General features: G+C 73.4%; 19 protein-coding genes. All 19 read right to left on the bottom strand.

Going from position 1 to position 22,346, the window contains the following annotated elements:
• Positions 1 to 9: 9 nt before the first annotated feature.
• Positions 10 to 3,519 carry a DNA polymerase III subunit alpha gene (dnaE, locus tag ABEA53_RS04985; RefSeq protein WP_345479911.1) on the bottom strand — a complete coding sequence of 1,170 codons (3,510 nt, stop codon included), beginning with the start codon at positions 3,517 to 3,519 and terminating at the stop codon, positions 10 to 12.
• 12 nt (positions 3,520 to 3,531) lie between these two features.
• On the bottom strand, positions 3,532 to 4,248 hold the full coding sequence (locus ABEA53_RS04980) for a hypothetical protein (RefSeq protein WP_345479910.1): 717 nt from the start codon (positions 4,246 to 4,248) through the stop codon (positions 3,532 to 3,534).
• A 15-nt stretch (positions 4,249 to 4,263) separates the two neighbouring features.
• Positions 4,264 to 5,181, bottom strand: coding sequence for an RluA family pseudouridine synthase (locus ABEA53_RS04975; protein WP_345479909.1), 918 nt, complete (start codon positions 5,179 to 5,181; stop codon positions 4,264 to 4,266).
• Position 5,182: 1 nt separating this feature from the next.
• Positions 5,183 to 5,701: a signal peptidase II gene (gene lspA / locus ABEA53_RS04970; protein WP_345479908.1), complete on the bottom strand. Its 519-nt coding sequence runs from the start codon at positions 5,699 to 5,701 to the stop codon at positions 5,183 to 5,185.
• A gap of 49 nt (positions 5,702 to 5,750) precedes the next feature.
• Entirely contained in the window at positions 5,751 to 6,401 is a 651-nt protein-coding gene (locus ABEA53_RS04965; protein WP_345479907.1) for a DivIVA domain-containing protein, read from the bottom strand.
• 193 nt (positions 6,402 to 6,594) lie between these two features.
• The gene (locus ABEA53_RS04960; protein ID WP_345479906.1) at positions 6,595 to 6,897 is read right to left on the bottom strand and encodes a YggT family protein; all 303 of its coding nucleotides are present in this window, start codon (positions 6,895 to 6,897) and stop codon (positions 6,595 to 6,597) included.
• A 72-nt stretch (positions 6,898 to 6,969) separates the two neighbouring features.
• Complete coding sequence (locus ABEA53_RS04955) at positions 6,970 to 7,422, bottom strand: cell division protein SepF (RefSeq protein WP_345479905.1); 453 nt, start codon at positions 7,420 to 7,422, stop codon at positions 6,970 to 6,972.
• Positions 7,423 to 7,565: 143 nt separating this feature from the next.
• Entirely contained in the window at positions 7,566 to 8,231 is a 666-nt protein-coding gene (locus tag ABEA53_RS04950) for a YggS family pyridoxal phosphate-dependent enzyme (protein ID WP_345479904.1), read from the bottom strand.
• A gap of 515 nt (positions 8,232 to 8,746) precedes the next feature.
• On the bottom strand, positions 8,747 to 9,967 hold the full coding sequence (ftsZ, locus tag ABEA53_RS04945) for a cell division protein FtsZ (RefSeq protein WP_345479902.1): 1,221 nt from the start codon (positions 9,965 to 9,967) through the stop codon (positions 8,747 to 8,749).
• A gap of 141 nt (positions 9,968 to 10,108) precedes the next feature.
• Positions 10,109 to 10,924 (bottom strand): cell division protein FtsQ/DivIB, encoded by an 816-nt coding sequence (locus ABEA53_RS04940; protein ID WP_345479901.1) that lies wholly within the window; start codon positions 10,922 to 10,924, stop codon positions 10,109 to 10,111.
• Between the two features lie 50 nt (positions 10,925 to 10,974).
• On the bottom strand, positions 10,975 to 12,381 hold the full coding sequence (murC, locus tag ABEA53_RS04935) for a UDP-N-acetylmuramate--L-alanine ligase (RefSeq protein WP_345479900.1): 1,407 nt from the start codon (positions 12,379 to 12,381) through the stop codon (positions 10,975 to 10,977).
• Positions 12,378 to 13,469, bottom strand: coding sequence for a UDP-N-acetylglucosamine--N-acetylmuramyl-(pentapeptide) pyrophosphoryl-undecaprenol N-acetylglucosamine transferase (locus tag ABEA53_RS04930; protein WP_345479899.1), 1,092 nt, complete (start codon positions 13,467 to 13,469; stop codon positions 12,378 to 12,380). Before ABEA53_RS04930 ends, murC begins: the two co-directional genes overlap by 4 nt.
• A complete protein-coding gene (locus ABEA53_RS04925) occupies positions 13,466 to 14,728 on the bottom strand; it encodes an FtsW/RodA/SpoVE family cell cycle protein (RefSeq protein WP_345479898.1) in 1,263 nt (420 codons plus the stop codon). The genes ABEA53_RS04930 and ABEA53_RS04925 overlap by 4 nt, the downstream gene beginning before the upstream one ends.
• Positions 14,729 to 14,737: 9 nt before the next feature.
• A complete protein-coding gene (gene murD / locus ABEA53_RS04920; RefSeq protein WP_345479897.1) occupies positions 14,738 to 16,246 on the bottom strand; it encodes a UDP-N-acetylmuramoyl-L-alanine--D-glutamate ligase in 1,509 nt (502 codons plus the stop codon).
• Positions 16,243 to 17,385 carry a phospho-N-acetylmuramoyl-pentapeptide-transferase gene (mraY, locus tag ABEA53_RS04915; RefSeq protein ID WP_345479895.1) on the bottom strand — a complete coding sequence of 381 codons (1,143 nt, stop codon included), beginning with the start codon at positions 17,383 to 17,385 and terminating at the stop codon, positions 16,243 to 16,245. The genes murD and mraY overlap by 4 nt, the downstream gene beginning before the upstream one ends.
• Entirely contained in the window at positions 17,386 to 18,798 is a 1,413-nt protein-coding gene (locus ABEA53_RS04910; RefSeq protein ID WP_345479894.1) for a UDP-N-acetylmuramoyl-tripeptide--D-alanyl-D-alanine ligase, read from the bottom strand.
• 106 nt (positions 18,799 to 18,904) lie between these two features.
• The gene (locus tag ABEA53_RS04905) at positions 18,905 to 20,650 is read right to left on the bottom strand and encodes a peptidoglycan D,D-transpeptidase FtsI family protein (RefSeq protein ID WP_345479893.1); all 1,746 of its coding nucleotides are present in this window, start codon (positions 20,648 to 20,650) and stop codon (positions 18,905 to 18,907) included.
• Between the two features lie 145 nt (positions 20,651 to 20,795).
• Positions 20,796 to 21,242 carry a cell division protein FtsL gene (gene ftsL / locus ABEA53_RS04900; RefSeq protein WP_345479892.1) on the bottom strand — a complete coding sequence of 149 codons (447 nt, stop codon included), beginning with the start codon at positions 21,240 to 21,242 and terminating at the stop codon, positions 20,796 to 20,798.
• 33 nt (positions 21,243 to 21,275) lie between these two features.
• Complete coding sequence (gene rsmH, locus ABEA53_RS04895) at positions 21,276 to 22,265, bottom strand: 16S rRNA (cytosine(1402)-N(4))-methyltransferase RsmH (RefSeq protein WP_345479891.1); 990 nt, start codon at positions 22,263 to 22,265, stop codon at positions 21,276 to 21,278.
• Positions 22,266 to 22,346 lie beyond the last annotated feature (81 nt).

The following is a 22,346-nucleotide window of genomic DNA, read 5'->3' as shown; positions in this document are numbered from 1 at the left end:
GGACGAGGACTACAGGCAGGCGGGGCCGAGGAGGCTCTTCAGCTCGCCGTAGAGGTCGGCGGTGACGCGGACCGGGTACGGGATCTCGAAGACGCGCGCGGTGTCGCCCTTCGTGAGCCGGAGCCGCACCTCGGTGTCGCCCGAGTTGCGGATCAGCACGTCGCCCAGCGACTTGACCGTCGCGGTCGTGGCGCGGACGTCGGGGAGGGTGATCATCACCATGCCCCCGCCGCCGCTCGAACCGAGGTCGGGCAGGAACAGGCTGTTGGCGTGGATGTTCATCCCGTCGTCGCGGGCGGACACCCGCCCGCGGATCACGACGACGCTGTCCGCCACGAGGCCCGGTGCGAACTCCTGGTACGCCTTGCCGAGGAACATCACGCTGACGGTGCCGCCGAAGTCCTCGATCGAGACGATGCCGTACTGGTTGCCCGAGTTGCGGGCGACGCGGTGCTGCACCTCGGTCACGAGCCCGGCGAGCGTCACCTGCTCGCCGTCGGGCGGCGTCTCGAGCGCGAGCAGGTCGCCGATGGACGTGGACGCGTGCTTCGCGAGCACGGCCTCCAGCCCGGCGAGCGGGTGGTCGGACACGTAGAGCCCGAGCATCTCGCGCTCGAAGGCGAGCTTCTGCTTCTTGCTCCACTCCGGCTTCTGCGGGACCTGCGAGGCCTCCTGCGGCTCGTCGAACAGGCTGTCGAAGTCGAACCCGAAGTCGCCGTTCGCCTCCATCCGCTTGTCCTTCACGACCGCGTCGACCGCGCCCTCGTGGATCTCGAGCAGCGAGCGTCGCGTGGCCTCGAGCGAGTCGAACGCGCCGGCCTTGATGAGCGACTCGACGGTCCGCTTGTTCGCGACGCCGAGCGGCACCTTGCGCAGGAAGTCGTGGAACGAGGTGAAGCGACCCTTCTCCTGCCGCGCCTGGATGATCTGCTCGACGACGTTGAAGCCGACGTTGCGGATCGCGCCCATGCCGAAGCGGATGTCCTCGCCGACGGCCGCGAAGAAGCCGATCGACTCGTTGACGTCGGGCGGCAGCACGCGGATCTTCATGCGGCGGCACTCGTTCAGGTAGACCGCGAGCTTGTCGCGGGCGTCGCCGACGGAGGTGAGCAGCGCGGCCATGTACTCGGCCGGGTAGTGCGCCTTGAGGTACGCGGTCCAGTAGGACAGGACGCCGTACGCGGCGGAGTGGGCCTTGTTGAACGCGTAGTCCGAGAACGGCAGCAGGATGTCCCAGAGCGTGGCGACGGCCTCGTCCGAGTACCCGTTCTCGTTCATGCCCGCCTTGAAGCCGGCGAACTGCTTGTCCAGCTCCGCCTTCTTCTTCTTGCCCATCGCGCGCCGGAGGATGTCGGCCTGGCCGAGGCTGAAGCCCGCGAGCTTCTGCGCGATGGCCATGACCTGCTCCTGGTACACGATCAGGCCGTAGGTGGTGCCGAGGACGTCCTTGAGGGGCTCGGCGAGCTCGGGGTGGATCGGCACGATCTCCTGCAGCCCGTTCTTGCGGAGCGCGTAGTTCGTGTGGGAGTTCGCGCCCATCGGGCCCGGCCGGTAGAGGGCGCCGACCGCGGAGATGTCCTCGAAGTTGTCCGGCTTCATGAGCCGCAGCAGGGCGCGCATCGGCCCGCCGTCGAACTGGAACACGCCGAGCGTGTCGCCCGCGGCGAGCAGCTTGTACGTGTCCGGGTCGGTGAGCGGCAGGTCCTCGAGCACCGGCCGGTGCCCCCGGTTCGCCTTGATGTTGTCGAGGGCGTCCTCGATGATCGTGAGGTTCCGGAGCCCGAGGAAGTCCATCTTGATCAGGCCGAGCGACTCGCACGCCGGGTAGTCGAACTGCGTGACGATCTGGCCGTCCTGCTCGCGGCGCTGGATCGGGATCACGTCGGTCAGCGGGACGCTCGACATGATCACGCCGCACGCGTGGACGCCCCACTGGCGCTTCAGGCCCTCGAGCCCGAGCGCGGTGTCGAAGACCGTCTTCGCCTCCGGGTCCATCTCGATGACCGCGCGGATGTCGCCGGCCTCCTTGTACCGCTTGTCCGACGGGTCGAAGATCCCGGACAGCGAGATGTCCTTGCCCATGATCGCGGGCGGCATCGCCTTGGTGAGCTTCTCCCCCATGCCGAACGGGAAGCCGAGCACGCGGCCCGAGTCCTTCAGCGCCTGCTTCGCCTTGATCGTGCCGTAGGTGACGATCTGGGACACGCGGTCGTCGCCGTACTTGTCCGTCACGTAGCGGAGCACCTCGTCGCGCCGGCGCTCGTCGAAGTCCACGTCGAAGTCGGGCATGGAGACGCGGTCGGGGTTCAGGAACCGCTCGAAGATCAGCCCGTGCACGAGCGGGTCGAGGTCGGTGATGCGCATGGCGTACGCGGCCATCGAGCCGGCGCCGGAGCCTCGGCCCGGGCCCACGCGGATGCCGTGCTCCTTGGACCAGTTGATGAAGTCGGCGACGACGAGGAAGTAGCCGGGGAAGCCCATCTGCAGGATGACGGACTTCTCGTACTCGGCCTGCTTGCGCACCGGGTCGGGCACGCCGTCGGGGTACCGGACCTCGAGGCCGCGGTCGACCTCCTTGACGAACCAGGAGTCCTCGGTCTCCCCCTCCGGCACCGGGAAGCGCGGCATGTAGTTCGCCTTGGTGTCGAACTCGATCTCGCACCGCTCGGCGATGACGAGGGTGTTGTCGCACGCCTCGGGCAGGTCCTTGAAGATCCGGCGCATCTCCGCGGCGGACTTCAGGTAGTACTCGTCGCCGTCGAACTTGAAGCGGTTCGGGTCGTCCAGGGTCGAGCCGGACTGCACGCAGAGCAGGGCGGCGTGGCTCGTCGCGTCCTCGGCGTGCGTGTAGTGGAGGTCGTTGGTGGCCACGAGCGGCAGCGACAGCTCCTTCGCGAGGCGCAGCAGGTCCTGCTGCACGCGGCGCTCGACGCCGATGCCGTGATCCATCAGCTCGACGAAGAAGTTCTCCTTGCCGAAGATGTCGCGGAACTCCGCCGCCGCGGCGACCGCCTCGTCCCACTGGCCGAGCCGGAGCCGGGTCTGCACCTCGCCGCCGGGGCAGCCCGTGGTGGCGATGAGCCCCTCGTGGTGCTCGTGCAGCAGCTCGCGGTCCATGCGGGGCTTGAAGTAGTAGCCCTCGATCGACGCGCGAGACGAGAGCTTGAAGAGGTTGTGCAGCCCGGTCGTGTTCTCCGCGAGGATCGTCATGTGCGTGTAGGCGCCGGAGCCCGACACGTCGTCGCCGCCGCCGTCACCCCAGCGGATGCGCGTCTTGTCGGAGCGGTGCGTGCCCGGCGTGAGGTACGCCTCGGTGCCGATGATCGCCTTGACGCCGTGCTGCTGCGACTGCTTCCAGAAGTCGAACGCGCCGAACGTGTTGCCGTGATCGGTGATCGCGATCGCGGGCATGCCCTGCTTCGCGGCCTCGCCGAGCATGTCGCCGAGGCGCGCGGCACCGTCGAGCATCGAGTACTCGGAGTGCACGTGGAGATGGACGAAGCTGTCGTTGGCACCCATTGTGCGAGCACGCTAGCGGCGGGTTCGGACAGTGGCAGTGTCGCCTGATCCGGACGCGTTTCGCGGGTGATACCACCCCGCCGCCGACCGGGCGCCGTCGGGGCCCGAGGCGGGCCGGGGTCGGAGGCCGAGGACCGCTGCGGTCCGGTCCGCGACCTCCTCCGCGTCCAGCCCGCCGTCCACCTCGATCACCGGCAGGTCCAGCACCGCGCACTCCCGCCGGAGGCGCTGCGTGAACAGCCGGTCCCGCTCGAGCACGTTCGCCAGCGCGCGCGCCGGGTCGGACGTCCGCTCCCAGAAGGCGCGCCCCTCCTCCGCCCGGGACGCGAACGCGCGCTCGCGCACCGCGGGCGTCGGCAGCAGCCACACGGCCCGGCGCTCGGGCCCGAGCAGCGGGGCGACCAGGTGCGGCAGCAGCCGGAACCCCTCGACGAGCAGCGGCCGCTGCGGCGGCAGCGCATCGAGCAGCAGGTCGAAGCCCGCGCCTCGGAACCACGGGAACGTCTCGAGCATCGCCTCGGGATCGCGCCGCACCCACCGCTCGTCCATCGACATCCCGACGAACGCGTCCACGCTCGCCGTGCCCGCCGCGGCCGCGGCGTGGTCCCGCAGCGACAGGTCGGTCGACACGACGGGCACGCCGTGCCGCGCGCCGAGCAGCGCCGCGACGGTCGACTTGCCGGCGCCACTGCCGCCGCCGATCCAGCGGACGTCGGAGAGCGACCTCATGCCGGTGCCCCGACGTCAGTCGCGGAGCAGCTCCAGCGCGTGCGCGAGGTCCTCGGGCAGCGGCGACTCGAACTCGACCCGCTCCCCCGTCGCCGGGTGGTCGAACCCGAGCCGGGCCGCGTGCAGCCACTGCCGGGTCAGGCCGAGCCGCTCGGCGAGCACGGGGTCGGCGCCGTACATGGTGTCGCCGACCAGCGGGTGGCGGAGGAAGGCGAAGTGCACGCGGATCTGGTGGGTGCGCCCGGTCTCCAGGTGCACCTCCATCAGCGTCGCCGCGCGGAACGCCTCGACCGTGTCGTAGTGGGTGACCGACGGACGCCCGTCCGCGACGACGGCGAACCGGTACTCGGCCTTCGGGTGCCGGCCGGTCGGCGCGTCGATGGTGCCGGAGGTGGGGTCCGGGTGCCCCTGCGCCAGGGCGAGGTAGACCTTGTCCACCGTCCGCTCCTTGAACGCGCGCTTGAGCACGGTGTAGGCGTGCTCGCTCTTCGCGACGACCATCAGGCCGCTGGTGCCCGCGTCGAGGCGGTGGACGACGCCGGCGCGCTCGGCGGCGCCCGAGGTGCTGACCCGCACGCCCGCGGCGGCGAGGCCGCCGACGACGGTCGGGCCGGTCCAGCCCGGCGACGGGTGCGCGGCGACGCCCGCGGGCTTGTCGACCACGATCAGGTCGTCGTCCTCGTGCACGACGCCCATGCCGCGCACCTCGACCGCCTCGATCGCGACCTCGGCCGCCTCCTGCCACCGCACCGACAGCAGCGCGCCCGCGGGCAGGCGGTCGGAGCGGCCGACGGGCCGGAAGTCGACCTCGACCCCGCCCTCGTCGGCGATGGCGGCCGCGCGGGTGCGGGAGAGGCCGAGCAGCTTGGCGAGGCCGGCGTCGACCCGCTCCCCCGCGAGCCCGTCCGGCACCGGCAGCATCCGCTCGGGCACGTCAGTCGCTCGCGCGGGCGGGCCGCTTGCTGCCGTCGATGCCGCGGCCGAGCAGCGTGAGCAGCACGAACAGGCACATGGAGGTGACGATCGCCGTGTCCGCGAGGTTGAAGATCGCGGGCAGCAACCACGGCACGAGGATGAAGTCGACGACGTGGCCGACGCCGAAGCCGGGGGCGCGGGTGAGCCGGTCGGTCAGGTTGCCGATCGTGCCGCCGAGGAGCAGACCGAACAGCACCGCCCAGGGCACCGAGCGGATGCGGCGCGCGAACCAGACGAGGAACACCACGACGGCGACCGCGATGACCGAGAAGACCCAGGTCGCGCCCGTGGCGAACGAGAACGCCGCGCCCGGGTTGGCGACGCGCCGGAAGATCAGCAGGTCGCCGAGCACCTGCACGGGCACGCCCTCGGTGAGGTTCGCGACCGCCCACGCCTTGACCAGCTGGTCGACGACGGCCACGGCGACGGCCACGACGACGAGCAGGACGAGCACCGCCGGGCGGACCGGGGTGGACACCGAACGGGGCGCCGCCGTCACCGGCGACGCCCCGTCAGGTGCGTTCAGGTCAGCTGGCACCGAAGCCCTGGAAGCCCGACGGCGTCGGCACGCCGACGGCCCCGTAGGAGTTCGAGCCGGTCACCACGTTCGAGGCGTCGAGCTCGCGGAGGAGGCTGTCGATGTGCCCCTTCAGCTTCTGGCGGTACTCGCGCTCGAAGGCGCGGAGCTCGTCGATGCGGTGCTCGAGCACGGCGCGCTCCTGGTCGAGCGTGGAGAGCTGCGCGCGCTGCTTCGCCTCGGCGTCGGCGACGACGCGGGCCGCGGTCGCGTGCCCCTCGGCGATCAGCGCGTCGCGCTTCTCGACGCCCTCGCGGACGTGCTCCTCGTGCAGGCGCCGGGCGAGCTGCAGGAGGTTGTTCGTGTTCGAGCCGTCGGCGGCGCTGACGTCCGTCTGCGCGGTCGGGTAGCTCAGCTGCTGCTGGGCCGGGGCCTGCGCGGCCTGCTCGCCGGTCGCCGGCACCGAGGAGCGCTGCAGCTCCGCGATCCGTGACTCGCTGGCGATGAGGCGCTGGCGCAGGTCCTCGTTCTCCTGACCGAGGCGACGGAGCTCCACGACGACCTCGTCGAGGAAGTCGTCGACCTCGTCCTGGTCGTAGCCCTCGCGGAACTTCGTCGGTTGGAAACGCTTGTTGACGACGTCTTCAGGCGTGAGGGCCATGGTCCCACCTTCATGGTTCTCTGCAGGGCTGCTGGATTGCGGGCCTCAGGCTAGCGCGGATCCGGCGCCGGACGCCCCGTTTCCGGGGGCGGCGGCCTTCTCCGCGTGTCGCGCCTCGACGTGCTATCCGCGCGCCGCGCGCGTGCTCCCGCACGGCGCCGGGCGCGCGGAGCGGACCGCCCGCAGCGGGCGGCTAGACGGCCTGCAGCGCGATCGCGACGTACATCAGCACGATGACGCCGAACATCACGATCGTGAATCCGAAGTCCAGCGCGAACTGGCCGATGCGCAGCGGCGGCAGGACGCGCCGCACCGCCTTGATCGGCGGATCGGTGACCGTGTACGCCGCCTCCGCGAGCACCAGCACGACGCCGCGCGGACGCCAGCTGTCGCTGAACGCCTGCACGAGGTCGAGGATGAAGCGCGCCCACAGGGCGAAGAAGTACACGAGCAGGACGACGTAGCCGACGGCCCCGATCAGCGCGATCGGGCTCATCGCTCGTCGTCCAGCACGCCGTCGATCATCCCAGGCGCCGGGCGCGGTCCGTGCCGGAGCACGGGAGCCGGCTCAGCCCGTGAACGTCGCGTCGAGGTCCGACTCCGCGCCCGGCTCCTCGCCGGACACCGTGATGTGCTCCGGCGACAGCAGGAACACCTTGCTCGTGACCCGCTCGATCCGACCGCGCAGGCCGGTCGAGAGCCCGGAGGCGAAGTCGACGAGCCGTCGCGCCTCCGCCTCGGTCATCTGCGTCAGGTTGATGATGACGGGCGTCCCCTCGCGGAAGTGCTCCGCGATCTGCTGCGCGTCGCGGTACTGCCGCGGGTGCACCGTCAGGATCTCGTTCATCTCCGGCACGGCGACGCGCGGCACGCTCGCCACCCGCCTCGGCAGCGGCGTCACCTGCGCACGGGTGACCACGGGCTGCACGTGCGGCGACACCGGCTCGACCGGCTCCGCGTACTCGTACTGGTCGTCGGCCAGGCCGAGCCAGACCATCGACTTCCGGATGGGATTCGACATGACGTCCTCCAGGGGCTGCGCACACACCCCCCGCGGTGCCGCCCTCGAGCCCTGAGATTACCGGGATGTCATTCGTCGTGGCCGGGCGACGTCTGCGACTTCCGGTGTGTCGACGCCCCCAGTCCGCGGGGGTGTGCTCCCGGTCAGGCGGCGGGTCGCGGACCGGTGATCGCCGTGCCGATCCGGATGTGCGTCGCGCCGGCGGCGATCGCCTCCGCGAAGTCCCCCGACATGCCCGCGGAGAGCCAGTCGGCCGAGGGCGCGACGGCGCGCACCCGGTCGGCCACGAACCCGAGCGCGGTGAACGCCGTGGCGGCCGGGACGCCGAGCGGCGCCACCGCCATCACGCCGCGGAGGCGCAGCCCCTCGGCCGCGCGCACCTGCTCGGCGAGGGCGGGCACGGCGCCCGGCCTCGCCCCGCCGCGACCGGCGGACTCCCCCGCGCCGAGATCGACCTGCAGCAGCACATCGAGGTCGCGGCCGGCCAGCGCCTCGACGAGCTCGGGCCGGTCGACGGAGTGCACCACGTCGGCGTAGCGGGCCACCTGGCGCGCCTTGTTCGTCTGCAGCTGCCCGATGAAGTGCCAGGTCGCGTCGGGCAGCGCGGCGGCCTTGTCGCGCGCCTCCGGGTGCCGGCTCTCCCCGAAATCGCGCACGCCGAGGTCGTGCAGCCGCAGGATCAGCTCGATCGGCTGGAACTTCGTCACGACGATGGTCGTGATCTCGGCGGGATCGCGGTGCGCCGCGCGGGCCGCTGCGGCCACGCGCTGCTGCACCGCGCGGAGGCGGTCGGCGAGGTCGTCGGGCACGGGACGACGGTAGTCGGGGTCGAAGGGTGCTCCGCGAGGGCGGCGGGCGGGTCGACGGCGCCGGGCCGCGGTCCGCCGCTCGAGGGCTCCGGGACGGGGGCGGACGAGCGGCTTCCCGAGGCCGCCGGCGTCGACCGCCTCGACGCGTCGCTTCCGGCAGCGTTCGCGCGTTCCGCCAGCCTCCTCGAGCTCGGAGCGCTACCGGAGGCGACGAGGTGCGCCGGAACGGACGCCGCCGTCCCGATGGGACGACGAGCACGCGGAGGCGCCCGCCTCCCCCACCGTCCCGGCCTCCCGCGCGATGCACGGGTGAGCCGCGCCGGGGATCGAGCCGCCCGCCTTCCCGCGGGGAGGACGAGGAGGCGGGCGTCGGGACGAAGCCGAGGTCCCCGCCTGTGCCAGCGTCGGCGTCCTACTCCCGATCCGGGACCGGCGCCGCGTGCCGCGGGCCCCGTGCAGGGGCCCGCGAAGCGGTGCAGGGCTTCGATCCGCTCGCGGATCGAGACCCGATGGGCTCAGCGCAGGAACTCGGGGATGTCGAGGTCGTCGTCGTCCTCGTCGTCGGCGTAGTCGAGGTCGCTGGTCTGGGTGAGCGTCGTCGAGTCCGCCACGATCTGCCACTCGTGCGAGCCGGTCGTGTTGTGGTCCGCCGCGGAGGGGCGCTGGGTCGCCGTCGGGGTCGTCGCGGGAGCGGCTGCCGCACCGGCGCCCGCCGCCGCGACCGAGCCCGTCGCGGGCTTCGGGGCGTCGACGAAGTTCGAGCGGCGCACGTCGCGCTTCTCGCGGAAGTTCTCGCCGTCGAAGCCCGCGGCGATGACGGTGACGCGCACCTCGTCGCCCAGGGTGTCGTCGATCACCGCGCCGAAGATGATGTTCGCCTCCGGGTGCACCGCCTCCTGGACGAGGCGGGCCGCGTCATTGATCTCGAGGATGCCGAGGTTCGAGCCGCCCTGGATCGACAGGAGCACGCCGTGCGCGCCGTCGATCGAGGCCTCGAGCAGCGGGGACGCCACGGCGAGCTCCGCGGCCTTGATGGCCCGGTCGGCTCCCCTGGCCGACCCGATGCCCATCAGGGCGCTGCCCGCGCCCTGCATGACGCTCTTCACGTCCGCGAAGTCGAGGTTGATGAGGCCCGGCGTCGTGATCAGGTCGGTGATGCCCTGGACGCCGGCGAGCAGGACCTGGTCGGCGGTCGCGAACGCCTCGACGATGGAGATGCCGCGGTCGCTGATCTCGAGCAGCCGGTCGTTCGGCACGACGATGAGCGTGTCGACCTCGTTGGCGAGGGACTGCACGCCGCGCTCGGCCTGCTGGAGGCGGCGCTTGCCCTCGAAGGCGAAGGGCTTCGTGACGACGCCGATGGTGAGCGCGCCGATCGACTTGGCGATCCGCGCCACGACGGGCGCGCCGCCGGTGCCGGTGCCGCCGCCCTCGCCCGCGGTGACGAAGACCATGTCGGCGCCGGCGAGGGCCTCCTCGATCTCCTCCGCGTGGTCCTCGGCGGCGCGGCGGCCGACCTCGGGGTCCGCGCCGGCGCCGAGCCCGCGGGTGAGCTCGCGGCCGACGTCGAGCTTCACGTCCGCGTCGGAGAGCAGCAGCGCCTGCGCGTCGGTGTTGATCGCGACGAACTCCACACCGCGGAGGCCCAGCTCGATCATCCGGTTCACGGCGTTCACGCCGCCGCCGCCGACGCCGACGACCTTGATGACCGCGAGATAGTTCTGGTTCGACGACACGGGGTGGGCCTTCCGGGTGGGGTGCTGACGCGTTGTTTCAACCTCTACTTGAAGGTGAAACTCCTGCTCATCGCGGGATTCCGCTGGCCTCGACGGTAGGCGCAGGGGTCCCCACGAGGGCCCCGACGCGCCGATCCTGCGTCAGCGCGTGAGCACCACGCCGGGCGAGGACACGTCGACCTCGCTCGCGCCCCGCGCGGCCCTGCGCAGCGCCGCGCGCAGCGCCTCCGCCTTGCCGGCACCGCCCTCGGCACCGCCCCAGCGCACGGTGAGCCCCCCGTCGAGCACGAGCACGACGTCGTCGGCGCTCGCGGCCCGCACCGTCTTCACGGCGGGGCCCCCGTCGGCCAGCGCCTGCACCGCCGCGACGGCCGACGCGAAGGCCGGGCGACCCGCGCCGGAGGCGGGCGTGAGCACCGGCAGGCCCGGGACGTCGGACGCGGCGGTGCGGATGCGGACGCGCGCCGCGTCGAGCACCGCCCAGCCCTGCGCCGTGCGCTGCTGCAGCACCGGCGTGCGCGGCACGACCGCGACCTCGAGCGTGCTCGGCGGACGGCGGACGAGGGTGAAGCGCTCCACCGCGGGCACCCGCCGCAGCGCCTCCGCGACGTCCTGCTCCCCCACGAGGGCGACCGGCCGGCCGAGCTGGCCCTGCAGCGCCGTCCGCACCTCGCGGGCGACCGACCCGGACGCACCGGAGACCGCGATCGTGCGGGGCGGGAAGACGGGCCCGAACGCCAGCAGCAGCGGCAGCCCGACGAGCAGCACGGCGACGACGCCGACGGCCAGCGCGACCAGGCGGTGCCGCCGGACCGAGCGGAAGGAGCGGAGCTCGTCCGCCTCCGCCCGACGGCGCGAGCGGACCGCCGCTCGGACCGCGCGTCGGTCGTCACGCGGATCGGGTGCCGGCCGGTCGGCGTGCAGCGGCAGCACGGGCGCGGCCGTGCGCTGCGGCATCGCGGGCGGCCGCACCGGCGACCCCACCCCGGGAGGAGCCGTCGGGCCGGTCACCGGACCGCGGCCCGGTCGCCGATGGCGTCGAGCAGCTGCGGCACGATCCGGTAGACGGAGCCGCAGCCGAGGGTGACCACGAAGTCGCCGGGGCGCACGAGGTCCGCGACGCGGTGCGCGGCGCGGTCCCAGTCCGGCTCGTAGTCGACGCGGGCGGGATCCGCGAAGCGCTCGACCACCAGCTCACCGGTCACCCCGGGCACCGGGTCCTCGCGGGCGCCGTCGACGTCGAGCACGACCGTGTGGTCGGCGGTGCGCTCGAGCACCTCGGCGAACCGGCCGGCCATCGCCTGCGTGCGGGAGTAGAGGTGCGGCTGGTGCACCGCGATGATGCGGCCCTCCCCCGCGACGGTGCGGGCGGCGGTGAGCGCCGCGTCGACCTCGGCGGGCAGGTGGGCGTAGTCGTCGTAGACGCTGATGCCGTCGATGCGGCCCTGCAGGTCGAACCGGCGCCCGGTGCCGCCGAAGCGGGCGACGGCCTGCGCCGCCTCCTCCAGCCCGTGGCCCAGGCCGAGCAGCACCGCCACCGCGCCCGCGGCGTTCACGACGTTGTGGCGGCCGGGGACCCGGAGGCGGATGCGCGTGGAGACGCCGTCGGCGGTGATCGTGCCCTCGGCCGGCCCGTCGGTCGTCACGTCGGTGACCCGGACGTCGGCGTCGGCCGACTCGCCGTAGGTGCGCACGGCGTCGCGCTCGATCCGGGCGCAGACGCGCCGTGCACCGGCGTCGTCGGCGTTGATCACGAGCAGCTGCGAGGCGCGGGAGCCGAAGTCGACGAAGGCGTCGTCGAACGCCGCCTCGGTGCCGTAGTGGTCCAGGTGGTCCGCGTCGACGTTCAGCACCAGGGCGACGGCGGTGTCGTACAGCAGGAACGAGCCGTCGGACTCGTCGGCCTCGACGACGAAGACGTCGCCGCCGCCGAGGCGGGAGGAGGTGCCGAAGTCCTTGATGAGGCCGCCGTCGACGAAGCTCGGGTCGGCGCCGAGCGCGTCGAGCGCGACCGCGATCATGCCCGTGGTCGTCGTCTTGCCGTGGGCGCCGGCGACCGCGACCAGGCGGTCGTCGCCGATGAGCGCCTTCAGCGCGTGCGAGCGGTGCAGCACCGGCACGCCGCGCCTGCGGGCCTCGAGCAGCTCGGGGTTGTCCGGCCACAGGGCGCTCGTGACGACGATCGCGTCGACGTCGCCGACGTTCCCCGCGTCGTGCCCGATGGCGACGGTCGCGCCCGCGTCCCGCAGCGCGTCCGTGTAGGCGTTGCGGGCGCGGTCCGAGCCGCTGACCGTCGCGCCGCGCGCGAGGAACAGCTTCGCGATGCCGTTCATGCCGGATCCGCCGATCCCGACGAAGTGCACCCGGTCGAGCCGACCGGGGATCGGGACGGTGAGATCCGGCTTGATCGTCATGGCTCCGAGGCTACGCGGGCGGCGCCGCCCAGCCCGGCGCGGGCCAGGCGCGTCATCCGCTCGGCACCGTCCCGCACGCCGTCGCCCGTCGCGGCCGCGGCCATCGCGGCGACCCGCGCCGGGTCGGCGAGCAGCGGCAGCAGCACCTCGGCGAAGCGCTGCGGGGTGAACGTCGCGTCCGCCTCCAGCAGGGCGCCGCCCGCGGCGACGACGCCGGCGGCGTTGAACCGCTGCTCGCCGTTGCCGACCGCGTAGGGCACGTAGACGGCGGGCAGGCCGAGCGCGGAGAGCTCGCTGACCGTGGAGGCGCCCGCGCGGGACACCGCGAGGTCCGCCGACGCGAGGGCGAGGTCCATGCGGTCGCAGTAGGCGAGCATCCGGTAGCCGGGCAGCCCCGGGTCCGGCTCCTCGTTCCGCCCTCCCGCGAGGTGCAGCACCTGCCAGCCGGTGTCGAGCACCGCGCGGGCGGTGCCGACCGCCGCCCGGTTCAGCTGCCGGGCCCCGAGGGAGCCGCCGGTGACGAGCAGCACGGGCCGCGCGGGGTCGAAGTCGAAGGACGCGCGCGCCTCCGCCTGCAGGGCGGTGCGGTCGAGGTCCGCGATCTCCCGGCGCAGCGGCATCCCGACGCGGGTCGCGTTCGGCAGCGGGGTGTCCGGGAAGGTGACGCCGACGGCGCGGGTCATGCGCGCGCCGAGCCGGTTCGCCATGCCCGGTTTCGCGTTCTGCTCGTGGATCGCGAACGGGATCCCGCGGCGGCGCGCCGCGAGGTAGGCGGGGGCCGCGGCGTACCCGCCGAAGCCGATGACGCCGTCGATCCCGCGCTCGGCGAGGTAGCGGCCGGTCAGCGCGATCGACCCGGTCACCGCGCGCGGGAAGCGCAGCGCCGCCGCGTTCGGCTTCCGCGGGAACGGCACGCGCGGGATGACGAGCAGCTCGTAGCCCCGCTCGGGCACGAGTCGGGACTCCAGCCCCTCCGCGGTGCCGAGCACCAGCGCCTCGTCGCCCTCCGCGACCAGCTGGTCGGCGACCGCCAGCAGCGGGTTCACGTGACCGGCGGTGCCGCCGCCGGCCAGCAGCCAGCGCGTCACCGGGCACCCGCCGCACGGCCGCGGGCGGCCGGATGGTCCGGGCTCACGAGGGACTGCGGCGCGGCGCTCGCCACCGGTCGGTCGGCGAGGGCCATCACGCACCCGACGACCACGAGGTTCGCGATCAGCGACGACCCGCCCGCGGAGACGAAGGGCAGGGGGACGCCGAACACGGGGGCGACCCCCACGACGACCGCGATGTTGGCGAACGCCTGGCCGACGAGCCAGGCGAGGGCCATGCCGGCGGCCGCGCGCGTGAAGCGGTCCTGGGTGCGGGTCGCGATGCGCAGCAGCACGACCGCCATGGCGACGAAGCAGGCGAGCAGCACGACGAGCCCGATCAGCCCCGTCTCCTCCCCGATCACGGCGGCGATGAAGTCGTTGTCGGCCTCCGGCAGCCAGAACCACTTCGACACCGAGTTGCCGATGCCGACGCCGGTGAGCCCGCCGTTCGCGAGGGCCCACTCGGCCTGCGTCGTCTGCCAGCAGGTGCCGAGCAGGTCGGTGCAGCCGTGCTGCCACGCGGCGAGGCGGTTCGTGCGGGAGCCGTTCGCCTGCGCGAAGACCGCCAGGGCGGCGATCGCCAGGCCGGTCGGCACGATCAGCACCGGCAGCCGCACCTGGCCGAACCAGACGGCCGCCGCGACGATCAGGGTCAGGATCAGCGTGGTGCCGAGGTCCCCGCCGAGGTAGACGGAGCCGACCCCGAGCGCCGCGAGCGCGAAGACGGGCAGGAGGCCCTTCAGGCCGAGGCGCTCGCCGGGGCGCCGGGAGAAGAACGACGCGAGCGTGAGCACGAGCGTCACCTTGACGAACTCGGACGGCTGCAGGCTGACGCCGGCGATGCGGATCCAGTTCTGGTTGCCGCCGATGTTCGTGCCGAGCGGCGTCAGCGCCGTGAGCAGCTGCAGCACGACGGAGGCGAGGAAGGCGAGGGGCGCGATCCGCGGCAGCAGCGCCGTGGGCAGCCGGGTCGCGAGGGCGAGCATGGCGCCCGCGCCGACGAACGCCGCGATCGCCTGCGTCGTGAAGTCGCCGTAGGGGTTGCCGGCGACGCCCGCCTCCACGCTCGAGGACGACAGCACCATGAGCAGGCCGAACGCCGTGAGGAAGAGGGTGATCGCGCCGAGCGCCAGCGAGTCCGCGCCGCCGAAGGACGCGAGCGAGGGCAGCGTGATCCGCTGGACCACGGGACGCCGCGCGACCGGGAGGCGGACGACGGGTGCGACCGTCCTGGTGGGCGGTGGAGCGGTGTCCATGGGCCTTCCTTACGGGGCTGGAGGGCCTCCGGCCCCGGCGATCGCATCGCGGACGGCGGCGGCGAACCGGGCGCCCCGGTCCGCGTAGTCGGTGAACTGGTCCATCGAGGCCGCCGCGGGCGCGAGCAGCACGACGTCGCCGTCGGAGGCGAGCGTCCGTGCCGCCTCGACCGCGAGCGGCATCACCCCGCCAGTCTCGCCGTGGGGCACCACCACCACCGGGACGCCGGGGGCGTGTCGGGCGAGCGCCTGCTCGAAGGCGGAGGGGTCGCGGCCGATCACCACGGCGCCGCTGAGTCGTCCGGACCCGGCGACGGCCGCCACGAGGGGCTCCACGTCGACGCCCTTCGTCAGCCCGCCCGCGATCCACACGACCCGCTCGAAGGCGGCGAGGGACGCGGCGGCGGCGTGCGGGTTGGTGGCCTTCGAGTCGTCGACGAAGCGGACGCCGTCGACCTCACCCACCGGTTCGATGCGGTGCGCGTCGAGCCGGAAGGCGGCGAGGGCGTCGCGGATCGCCCGCGGCTCGACGCCCACGGCCCGTGCGAGCGCGGAGGCCGCCAGCACGTCCGCGACGACGTGCGGTGCGGACAGACCGGCCTCGTGCAGCGCGTCCACGGTCGTCAGCTCGAGGGCGGAGGTGCGCCGCTGCTCGAGGAAGGCCCGGTCGACCAGCACCTCCTCGACGATGCCGACCTCGGACACCCGCGGCACGCCCCGGGTGAAGCCGACGGCGCGGCAGCCCTCGACGACGTCGGCGTCGCGCACGAGCTGCTCGGTGACCGCGTCCTCGACGTTGTAGACGCAGGCGAGGCGGGTCCGCTCGTAGACCTTGCCCTTCGCCGCCCGGTACGCCTCGGCGGAGCCGTGCCAGTCGAGGTGGTCGTCGGCGATGTTCAGGCAGACGCTCGCGACCGGGCTGACCTGCTCGGCGCGCGTCTGATCGAGCCAGTGCAGCTGGTAGCTGGAGAGCTCGACGACGAGCACGTCCCAGCCGTCGGGCTCGCGGATCGCGTCGAGCACCGGGCTGCCGATGTTGCCGCAGGCACGGGCGCGGCGGCCGTCCTGCAGCAGCATCGCGGTGGTCAGCTGGGTGGTCGTGGTCTTGCCGTTGGTGCCGGTGATGGTGATCCACTCGGCCGGCGCGCCGGTCTTGTCGCGGAGCCGCCAGGCCAGCTCGACGTCCCCGACGACGGGCACGCCCGCTTCCGCGGCCCACGCCAGGGCGGGCACGTCCGGGTGGTAGCCGGGGCTCACGACGAGCAGGTCGGGCGCGAACGCCTCGAGCGCGTCCCGCTGCGCGGTCGCGTCGCCGAGGGCGAGTCGGGCGCCGATGACGTCGAGCAGCGTCGTCCGCTCCTCGGTCGCCCGCTCCCCCACGACCAGCACCTCGCAGCCGAGCTCCACGAGCGTGTCCGCAGCGGCGAAGCCGACCACGGCCGCGCCAAGCACGCCGGCCTTCAGGCCGCGCCACGCCGGCGCGTGCCAGGAGGTGAGGGCGGTCAGGTCCGCGGTCACGCGGCCCTCGACAGCCACTCGAGGTAGAACAGGCCGACGCCGGCGGCGACGAGCAGGCCGCCGATGATCCAGAACCGCACGACGACCGTGACCTCGGCCCACCCCTTCAGCTCGAAGTGGTGGTGGACGGGGCTCATCAGGAAGATGCGCTTGCCGTGCGTGATCTTGAAGTAGGCGCGCTGCAGGATCACCGAGCCCGGCTCGAGCACGAAGAGGCCGCCGATGAGCAGCAGGAGCAGCTCGGTGCGGGACAGCACCGCGAGGGCGGCCAGCGCCCCGCCCAGGGCGAGCGAGCCGGTGTCGCCCATGAAGATCTGCGCGGGCGAGGTGTTCCACCAGAGGAACCCGATGAGCGCGCCGGTGATGCAGGCGGCCACGACCGCGAGGTCCAGCGGGTCGCGCACGTCGTAGCAGAGCGGCACGTTCGCCGCCTCGAGCGTCCTGTCGAAGCAGGACTGGTTGAACTGCCAGAACCCGATGATCACGTACGAGCCGATCGCGAAGATCGAGGCGCCCGTCGCGAGCCCGTCCAGGCCGTCGGCGACGTTCACGCCGTTGGACGTGGACGTCACGATGACCCAGATCCAGATGATGAAGGCGACCGTGCCCAGCCCGATGCCCAGCCAGGCGGTGAAGCTCAGGACGGAGCCGTCGAACCACTGGTCCCGGACGATGGAGATCGTCGGGGACGCCGGCGTCGCGCTGTAGGTCTTACCGCCCGCACCGTCGGCGGTGCGCGGGAACTGCAGCACGAGCAGCGCGAAGACCGTCGCGACGATGACCTGGCCGAGGACCTTCGCCCACCCGCCGAGCCCGAGGCTGCGCTGGTTGCGGGTCTTCAGGAAGTCGTCGACGAAGCCGACGAGCCCCAGCCCGACCATGAGGAACAAGACGAGCATCCCCGAGATCGTGATGCCGCGCACGTCGTTCAGGTGCCCGACGAAGTAGCCGACGACCGACGCCACGATGAAGACGACGCCGCCCATCGTCGCCGTGCCGCGCTTCGCGTGGTGGCTGACCGGACCGTCGTCGCGGATGAACTGGCCCCACTGCAGCCGGTGGAAGAGCCGGATGAACAGCGGCGTCAGGAAGAGCGTGAAGAGCAGCGAGACCACTGCCCCCGTGAGGAGTGACTGCACCTAGACCGCTTCTCCCCACCGAGCGCCGACCCGGTCGCCGAGGTGGCGCAGGCCGGCCGAGTTCGACGACTTCACGAGGATCGTGTCGCCGGGCCGCACGAGCTGCTCGAGCAGCGCCTCCGCCTCCTCCATCGTCTCCGCGAAGACGCTCTCGCCGTCCCACGAGCCCTGCGCGATCGCGGCGAGGTGGACGCGCTTGGCGTCCGGGCCGACGACGACGAGCTGGCCGATGTTGAGCCGGACGACGAGCAGGCCGACGCGGTCGTGCTCCTCCCCCGCGGTCTCGCCGAGCTCCGTCATCGCGCCGAGCACCGCGACGGAGCGACCGGGCGCGATCTGCACGAGCGCCTTGAGCGCTGCGGCCATGGAGTCGGGCGACGCGTTGTAGGCGTCGTTGATCACGGTCACCGGGTCGGTGGCGAGGATCTCCATCCGCCAGCGCTCGGCGCGCACGACGGCCTCGAGGCCCGCGACGATCGTGTCCGCGTCGACGCCGAGCGCGGTCGCGACGGCCGCGGCCGCCATCGCGTTGGAGACGTGGTGCTCGCCGAGCACGCGGAACCGGACCCGTCGGCGCTCGCCGCCCGGGAGCACGAGCTCGAAGGTCGTGCCGGCGATGCTCGCCTCCACGTCCTCGGCCGTCGTGCCGCCGGCGGCGGCGTCCGCGGCGAGACCGAACCACGCGATGCGGGCGCGGGTGCGCTCCGCCATCGCGGCGACGCGCGGGTCGTCGCGGTTCAGCACGGCGACGTCCTGCTCGCCGAGGTCGGTCACCATCTCGGACTTCGCCTTCGCGGTGCCCTCGATGCTGCCGAAGCCGCCGGCGTGCGCCAGCCCGACCTTCAGGACCACGCCGACGTCGGGCGGCGCGAGCCGCACGAGGCGCGCGATGTCGCCGGGGGCGGAGGCGCCCATCTCGGCGACGAGGAACCGGGTGTCGTGGTCGATGCGCAGCATCGTCATCGGACCGCCGACCTCGTTGTTGAAGGAGGCGTGGGAGGCCACCGTGGGGCCGACGCGGCCCAGGATCTCGCGCAGCAGGTTCTTGGTCGTCGTCTTGCCGTTCGAGCCGGTGATGCCGACGACGCGCAGCCGCCCGCCCTCCCGGACGCGGGCGACCACGGCCCTGGCCAGCTCGGCGAGGGCCTCGGTGGCGTCCGCGACCACGATCTGCGGGACCGGCAGCTCCAGCGGCCGCTCGACGATCAGCAGCGCCGCGCCGCGGTCGACGGCGGACGCGGCGAAGTCGTGCCCGTCCATCGCCTCGCCGACGCGCGCGACGAAGATCCCGCCCGGCGCGACCTCCCGCGAGTCCGTCTCGACGGATCCGCGCACGACCGCGTCACCGGCGTCGGCCGGGCGCACCTCGCCGCCGACGGCGAGGGCGACCTGGGACAGGGTGAGCGGGATCACGAACGAGCGCAGCTCGTCGTCGGTACTGCCTCGTGCATCCCGGCCACCTCCCGCTGGTCCCGCAACCGGGGATCCAGCGTAGGGGATGACGCCCTCGGAACCGGGATCACCACGTCCCGGGCAGGTCGGGCGAGACGGCGCCGGAGGGCACGACGTCGCCCGCCTGCAGCGCTCGCGCCATGACCTTGCGCCAGATCGGCGCGGTCGCCTGGGAGGTGTTCATCTTCGTCGGCTGGGACAGCGCGACGTAGACGACGTACTTCGGCGCCTCGGCCGGCGCCACGCCCGCCATCGACACGAGGTAGTTCTTCGAGTACCCGCCGGAGCCGTCCGCCTCCTGCGCCGTCCCCGTCTTGATGCCGATGCGGTAGCCCGGGATCGCGACGTCCGACGCGAGCCAGCCCTTCGTCGCCACGTTCTCGAGCATCCGCACGGTGCCGGTCGCCGCGGCCTTCGAGATCACGCGGGTCGCCGTGCCGGTCCGGACCGCGTGCACCGTGCCGTCCGCAGCGGTGCAGGACTCGACCAGCCGCACGGGCAGCCGCACGCCGCCGTTCGCGACGGTCTGGTACGCGCTCGCCATCTGCACGGCGGAGGTGGTGAGTCCCTGCCCGAACATGGTCGCGTAGCGGGTCTGCGCGTCCCAGTCCGGCGCGCCTGCGCCGAACGAGCCGCTCGCCTCCGCGCCGAACCCGACGGCCGTCGGGCTGCCGAACCCGAAGGCCTTCAGGTAGGCCAGCCGCTTCGCGCCGGAGATCCGGGAGCCGAGCTGCGAGATGCCGGTGTTGCTCGACTGGATCAGCACGCCCGTCAGCGTCAGCCGCTCGTCGCCGTGGTGCTCGCTGTCGTTGATGTCCGCGCCGTCCGCCGTCTGCAGGCGGTACGGCGCGACGACGTGCGTCGCCGGGGTCGCGACGCCCGAGTCGAGCAGCATCGAGGCGGTGATCGCCTTCATCGTCGAGCCCGGCTCGTAGGGCGCGGTGAAGGAGCGGGAGCCAAGGGCCGCGGCGTCCGCGTCGGCCGTCCTCGCGACGTGGTTGGGGTCCACGGTGGGCCAGTCGGCGACGGCGAGCAGCCTGCCCGTCCGCACCTCCTCGACGACCACGGAGCCCCAGGCGGCGCCGGTCTGCCTTGCCCGCTGCGCGAGCACCTGCTGCGCGTAGTACTGCAGGTCCCGCTCGACGGTGAGCCGCACGGTGCCGCCCGGCTTCGCGGCCTTCAGCACGGTGTCGGTGCCGGGGATGGGCGTGCCGTCGAGCGCGCTCTCGGCCACGGAGCGCCCGTCCGTGCCGGCGAGGCAGCGGTCGTACCCGCGCTCGACGCCCGCGAGCGGATCCTGCTCCGACCCGACGAAGCCGAGCAGGTTGCCGGCCACGGCGCCGGCCGGGTAGGTGCGCTTCGAGACGGCCTCGTAGTACAGCCAGCCGAGGTCGAGCGCCTTCAGGCGCTGCAGCGCGGAGAAGGAGATCTGCTTCGCGAGCAGCGCGTAGCTGGAGCGGGGGTCGGCGGTGAGCGCGGCCTGCACGGTGCCGGCGTCGACGCCGATCGCCTTCCCGATGCGCGCGGCGTCGCGGGCGACGTGGCCGCTCTTCGCGGCGATCCACGGCACGGCGGTGACCCGGTAGCGCGTCACCGTGGTGGCGAGCACGGTGCCGTCGGCGTCGACGATGTCGCCGCGCGGCCCGGGGAGGGTCGTGGAGATGCTGCGGCGGTCCTTCGACGCGCCGCGCAGCGCGTCGGCCTGCACCACCTGCACGTCGGTCAGCCGCACGAGGAAGACGCCGGCGAGCAGCAGGACGGTGAGCAGCACGAAGGCGGGCCGCCATCGCGCCCTTCGCCGATGCCCGCTCATGCCTCGTCCCCCTCCGCCCGGGTGGGTCCCGCGCCCGGCGAACCTAGGCGAGGAGACGGCCGCGGCGACGGAGGCGCGACGGGACCGCGGAGGTCCACATCCTCCGTTCCGCAGGACGTCCCGTCCTGCGGAACGGAGCTTCGGCTCAGCGGGTGATGCCGCCCGGGTGCCGGACGGTGCCGAAGGTGGCCTCGGTGCTGCCGAGCACGCGGCCGGTGCGCGCGTCGAGGTAGGCGGCGGAGTCGTCGGGCACCATGCCCAGCGCCGCCGCCTGCGCGGCGAGGTGCTGCGGGGCCGCGAGGGCCTGCAGGGACTCCGCCTGCACCTGCTGCTGACGGGTGAGGACGTCGGAGCGCTGCTCCAGCTCCGCGAGCCGGTACGCGCCGTTCGCCGTGCCGATCGACAGCAGCAGCTGCGCGACCACGACGCACACCGCCCCGCCGAGCACGGCCGCCGCGGCGACGACCTTCGGCCGGGCGACGGGCAGGGCGCGGGGCGCCGCGAGCGGCGGGGCCGCCACGACCGGAGCGGCCTCGACGGGACGGGCCGGCGCCGGCCTGCGGACGGGATCGAACGCGAACGCGGTACTCATGACGACAGTCCCCCAACTGTTGTGACATCCGTGTCAGGCGGTGCGCGGATCCCCCCGGATGCGCTCCGCCGCCCGGAGCCGCACGGATGCGGCCCTCGGGTTCCTCTCGACCTCGCCGTCCGCCGCCTTGGGGGCTCCCCGCGTCAGCATCCGGAAGGTCGGGGCCGTCTCGTCGGTCTCGACCGGGAGCCCTCGCGGGGCGGTCGAGACGGTCCGGGCTGCGAGAGCCCGCTTGACGATCCGATCCTCGAGGGAATGGTAGGACAGCACCACCACCCGGCCACCTGTGGATGTGCGGTCGAGGGCCGCCGGAACGGCCCGTTCCAGCACCTCCAGCTCGCGGTTCACCTCGATCCGCAACGCCTGGAAGACGCGTTTGCCCACGTGGCCGCGTGATTTCAGCGCGGCCGGCGTGGCCCGCTCGAGGATCCCCACGAGCTCGGCGGAGCCCCGGATTGGGGTGGCCTCGCGAGCGGTGCCGACGGCCCGCGCGTAGCGGTCCGCGAGCTTCTCCTCGCCGTAGACGCGGAAGATCTGGGCGAGGTCCTTGACGGGGTACTCGTTGACGACCGCCTCCGCCGTGCGGGACTCCCCCGGGTCCATGCGCATGTCGAGCGGCACGTCGCGGGAGTAGCTGAAGCCGCGGTCGTCCTGGTCGAGCTGCATGGACGAGACGCCGAGGTCGAACAGCACGCCCTCCACGCTCGCCACGCCCTCGCGGTCCAGCACCTCCGGGATCGCGTCGTACACGGCGTGCGCGGGTCGGAACCGCTCGCCGAAGGGCGCGAGGCGCTCCCCCGCCCGGCGCAGCGCGTCGGGGTCGCGGTCGACGCCGATCAGCGTCGTGCGCGGGAAGCGCCGCAGCACCGCCTCCGCGTGGCCGCCGAGGCCGAGCGTCGCGTCGACGACCGTCGAAGGGCCTTCGCGGTCGAGCGCCGGCGCGAGGAGGTCGAGCGTCGTCTCGAGGAGGACGGGGACGTGGAGCGGAGTGGAGGGGCGACCCTCGGGATCCCGTCCGTTCATCCCGATACCCATCCGTGGACCGAACCTGTCATCGGGGAAGTGTGACAGGGGCGGCGGGGACGGAGGACCTGGCACCGGGGA

Source organism: Amnibacterium soli (genome assembly GCF_039544415.1).
Taxonomy (GTDB): domain Bacteria; phylum Actinomycetota; class Actinomycetes; order Actinomycetales; family Microbacteriaceae; genus Amnibacterium; species Amnibacterium soli.
This window is presented reverse-complemented; position numbering and strand designations above follow the sequence as displayed.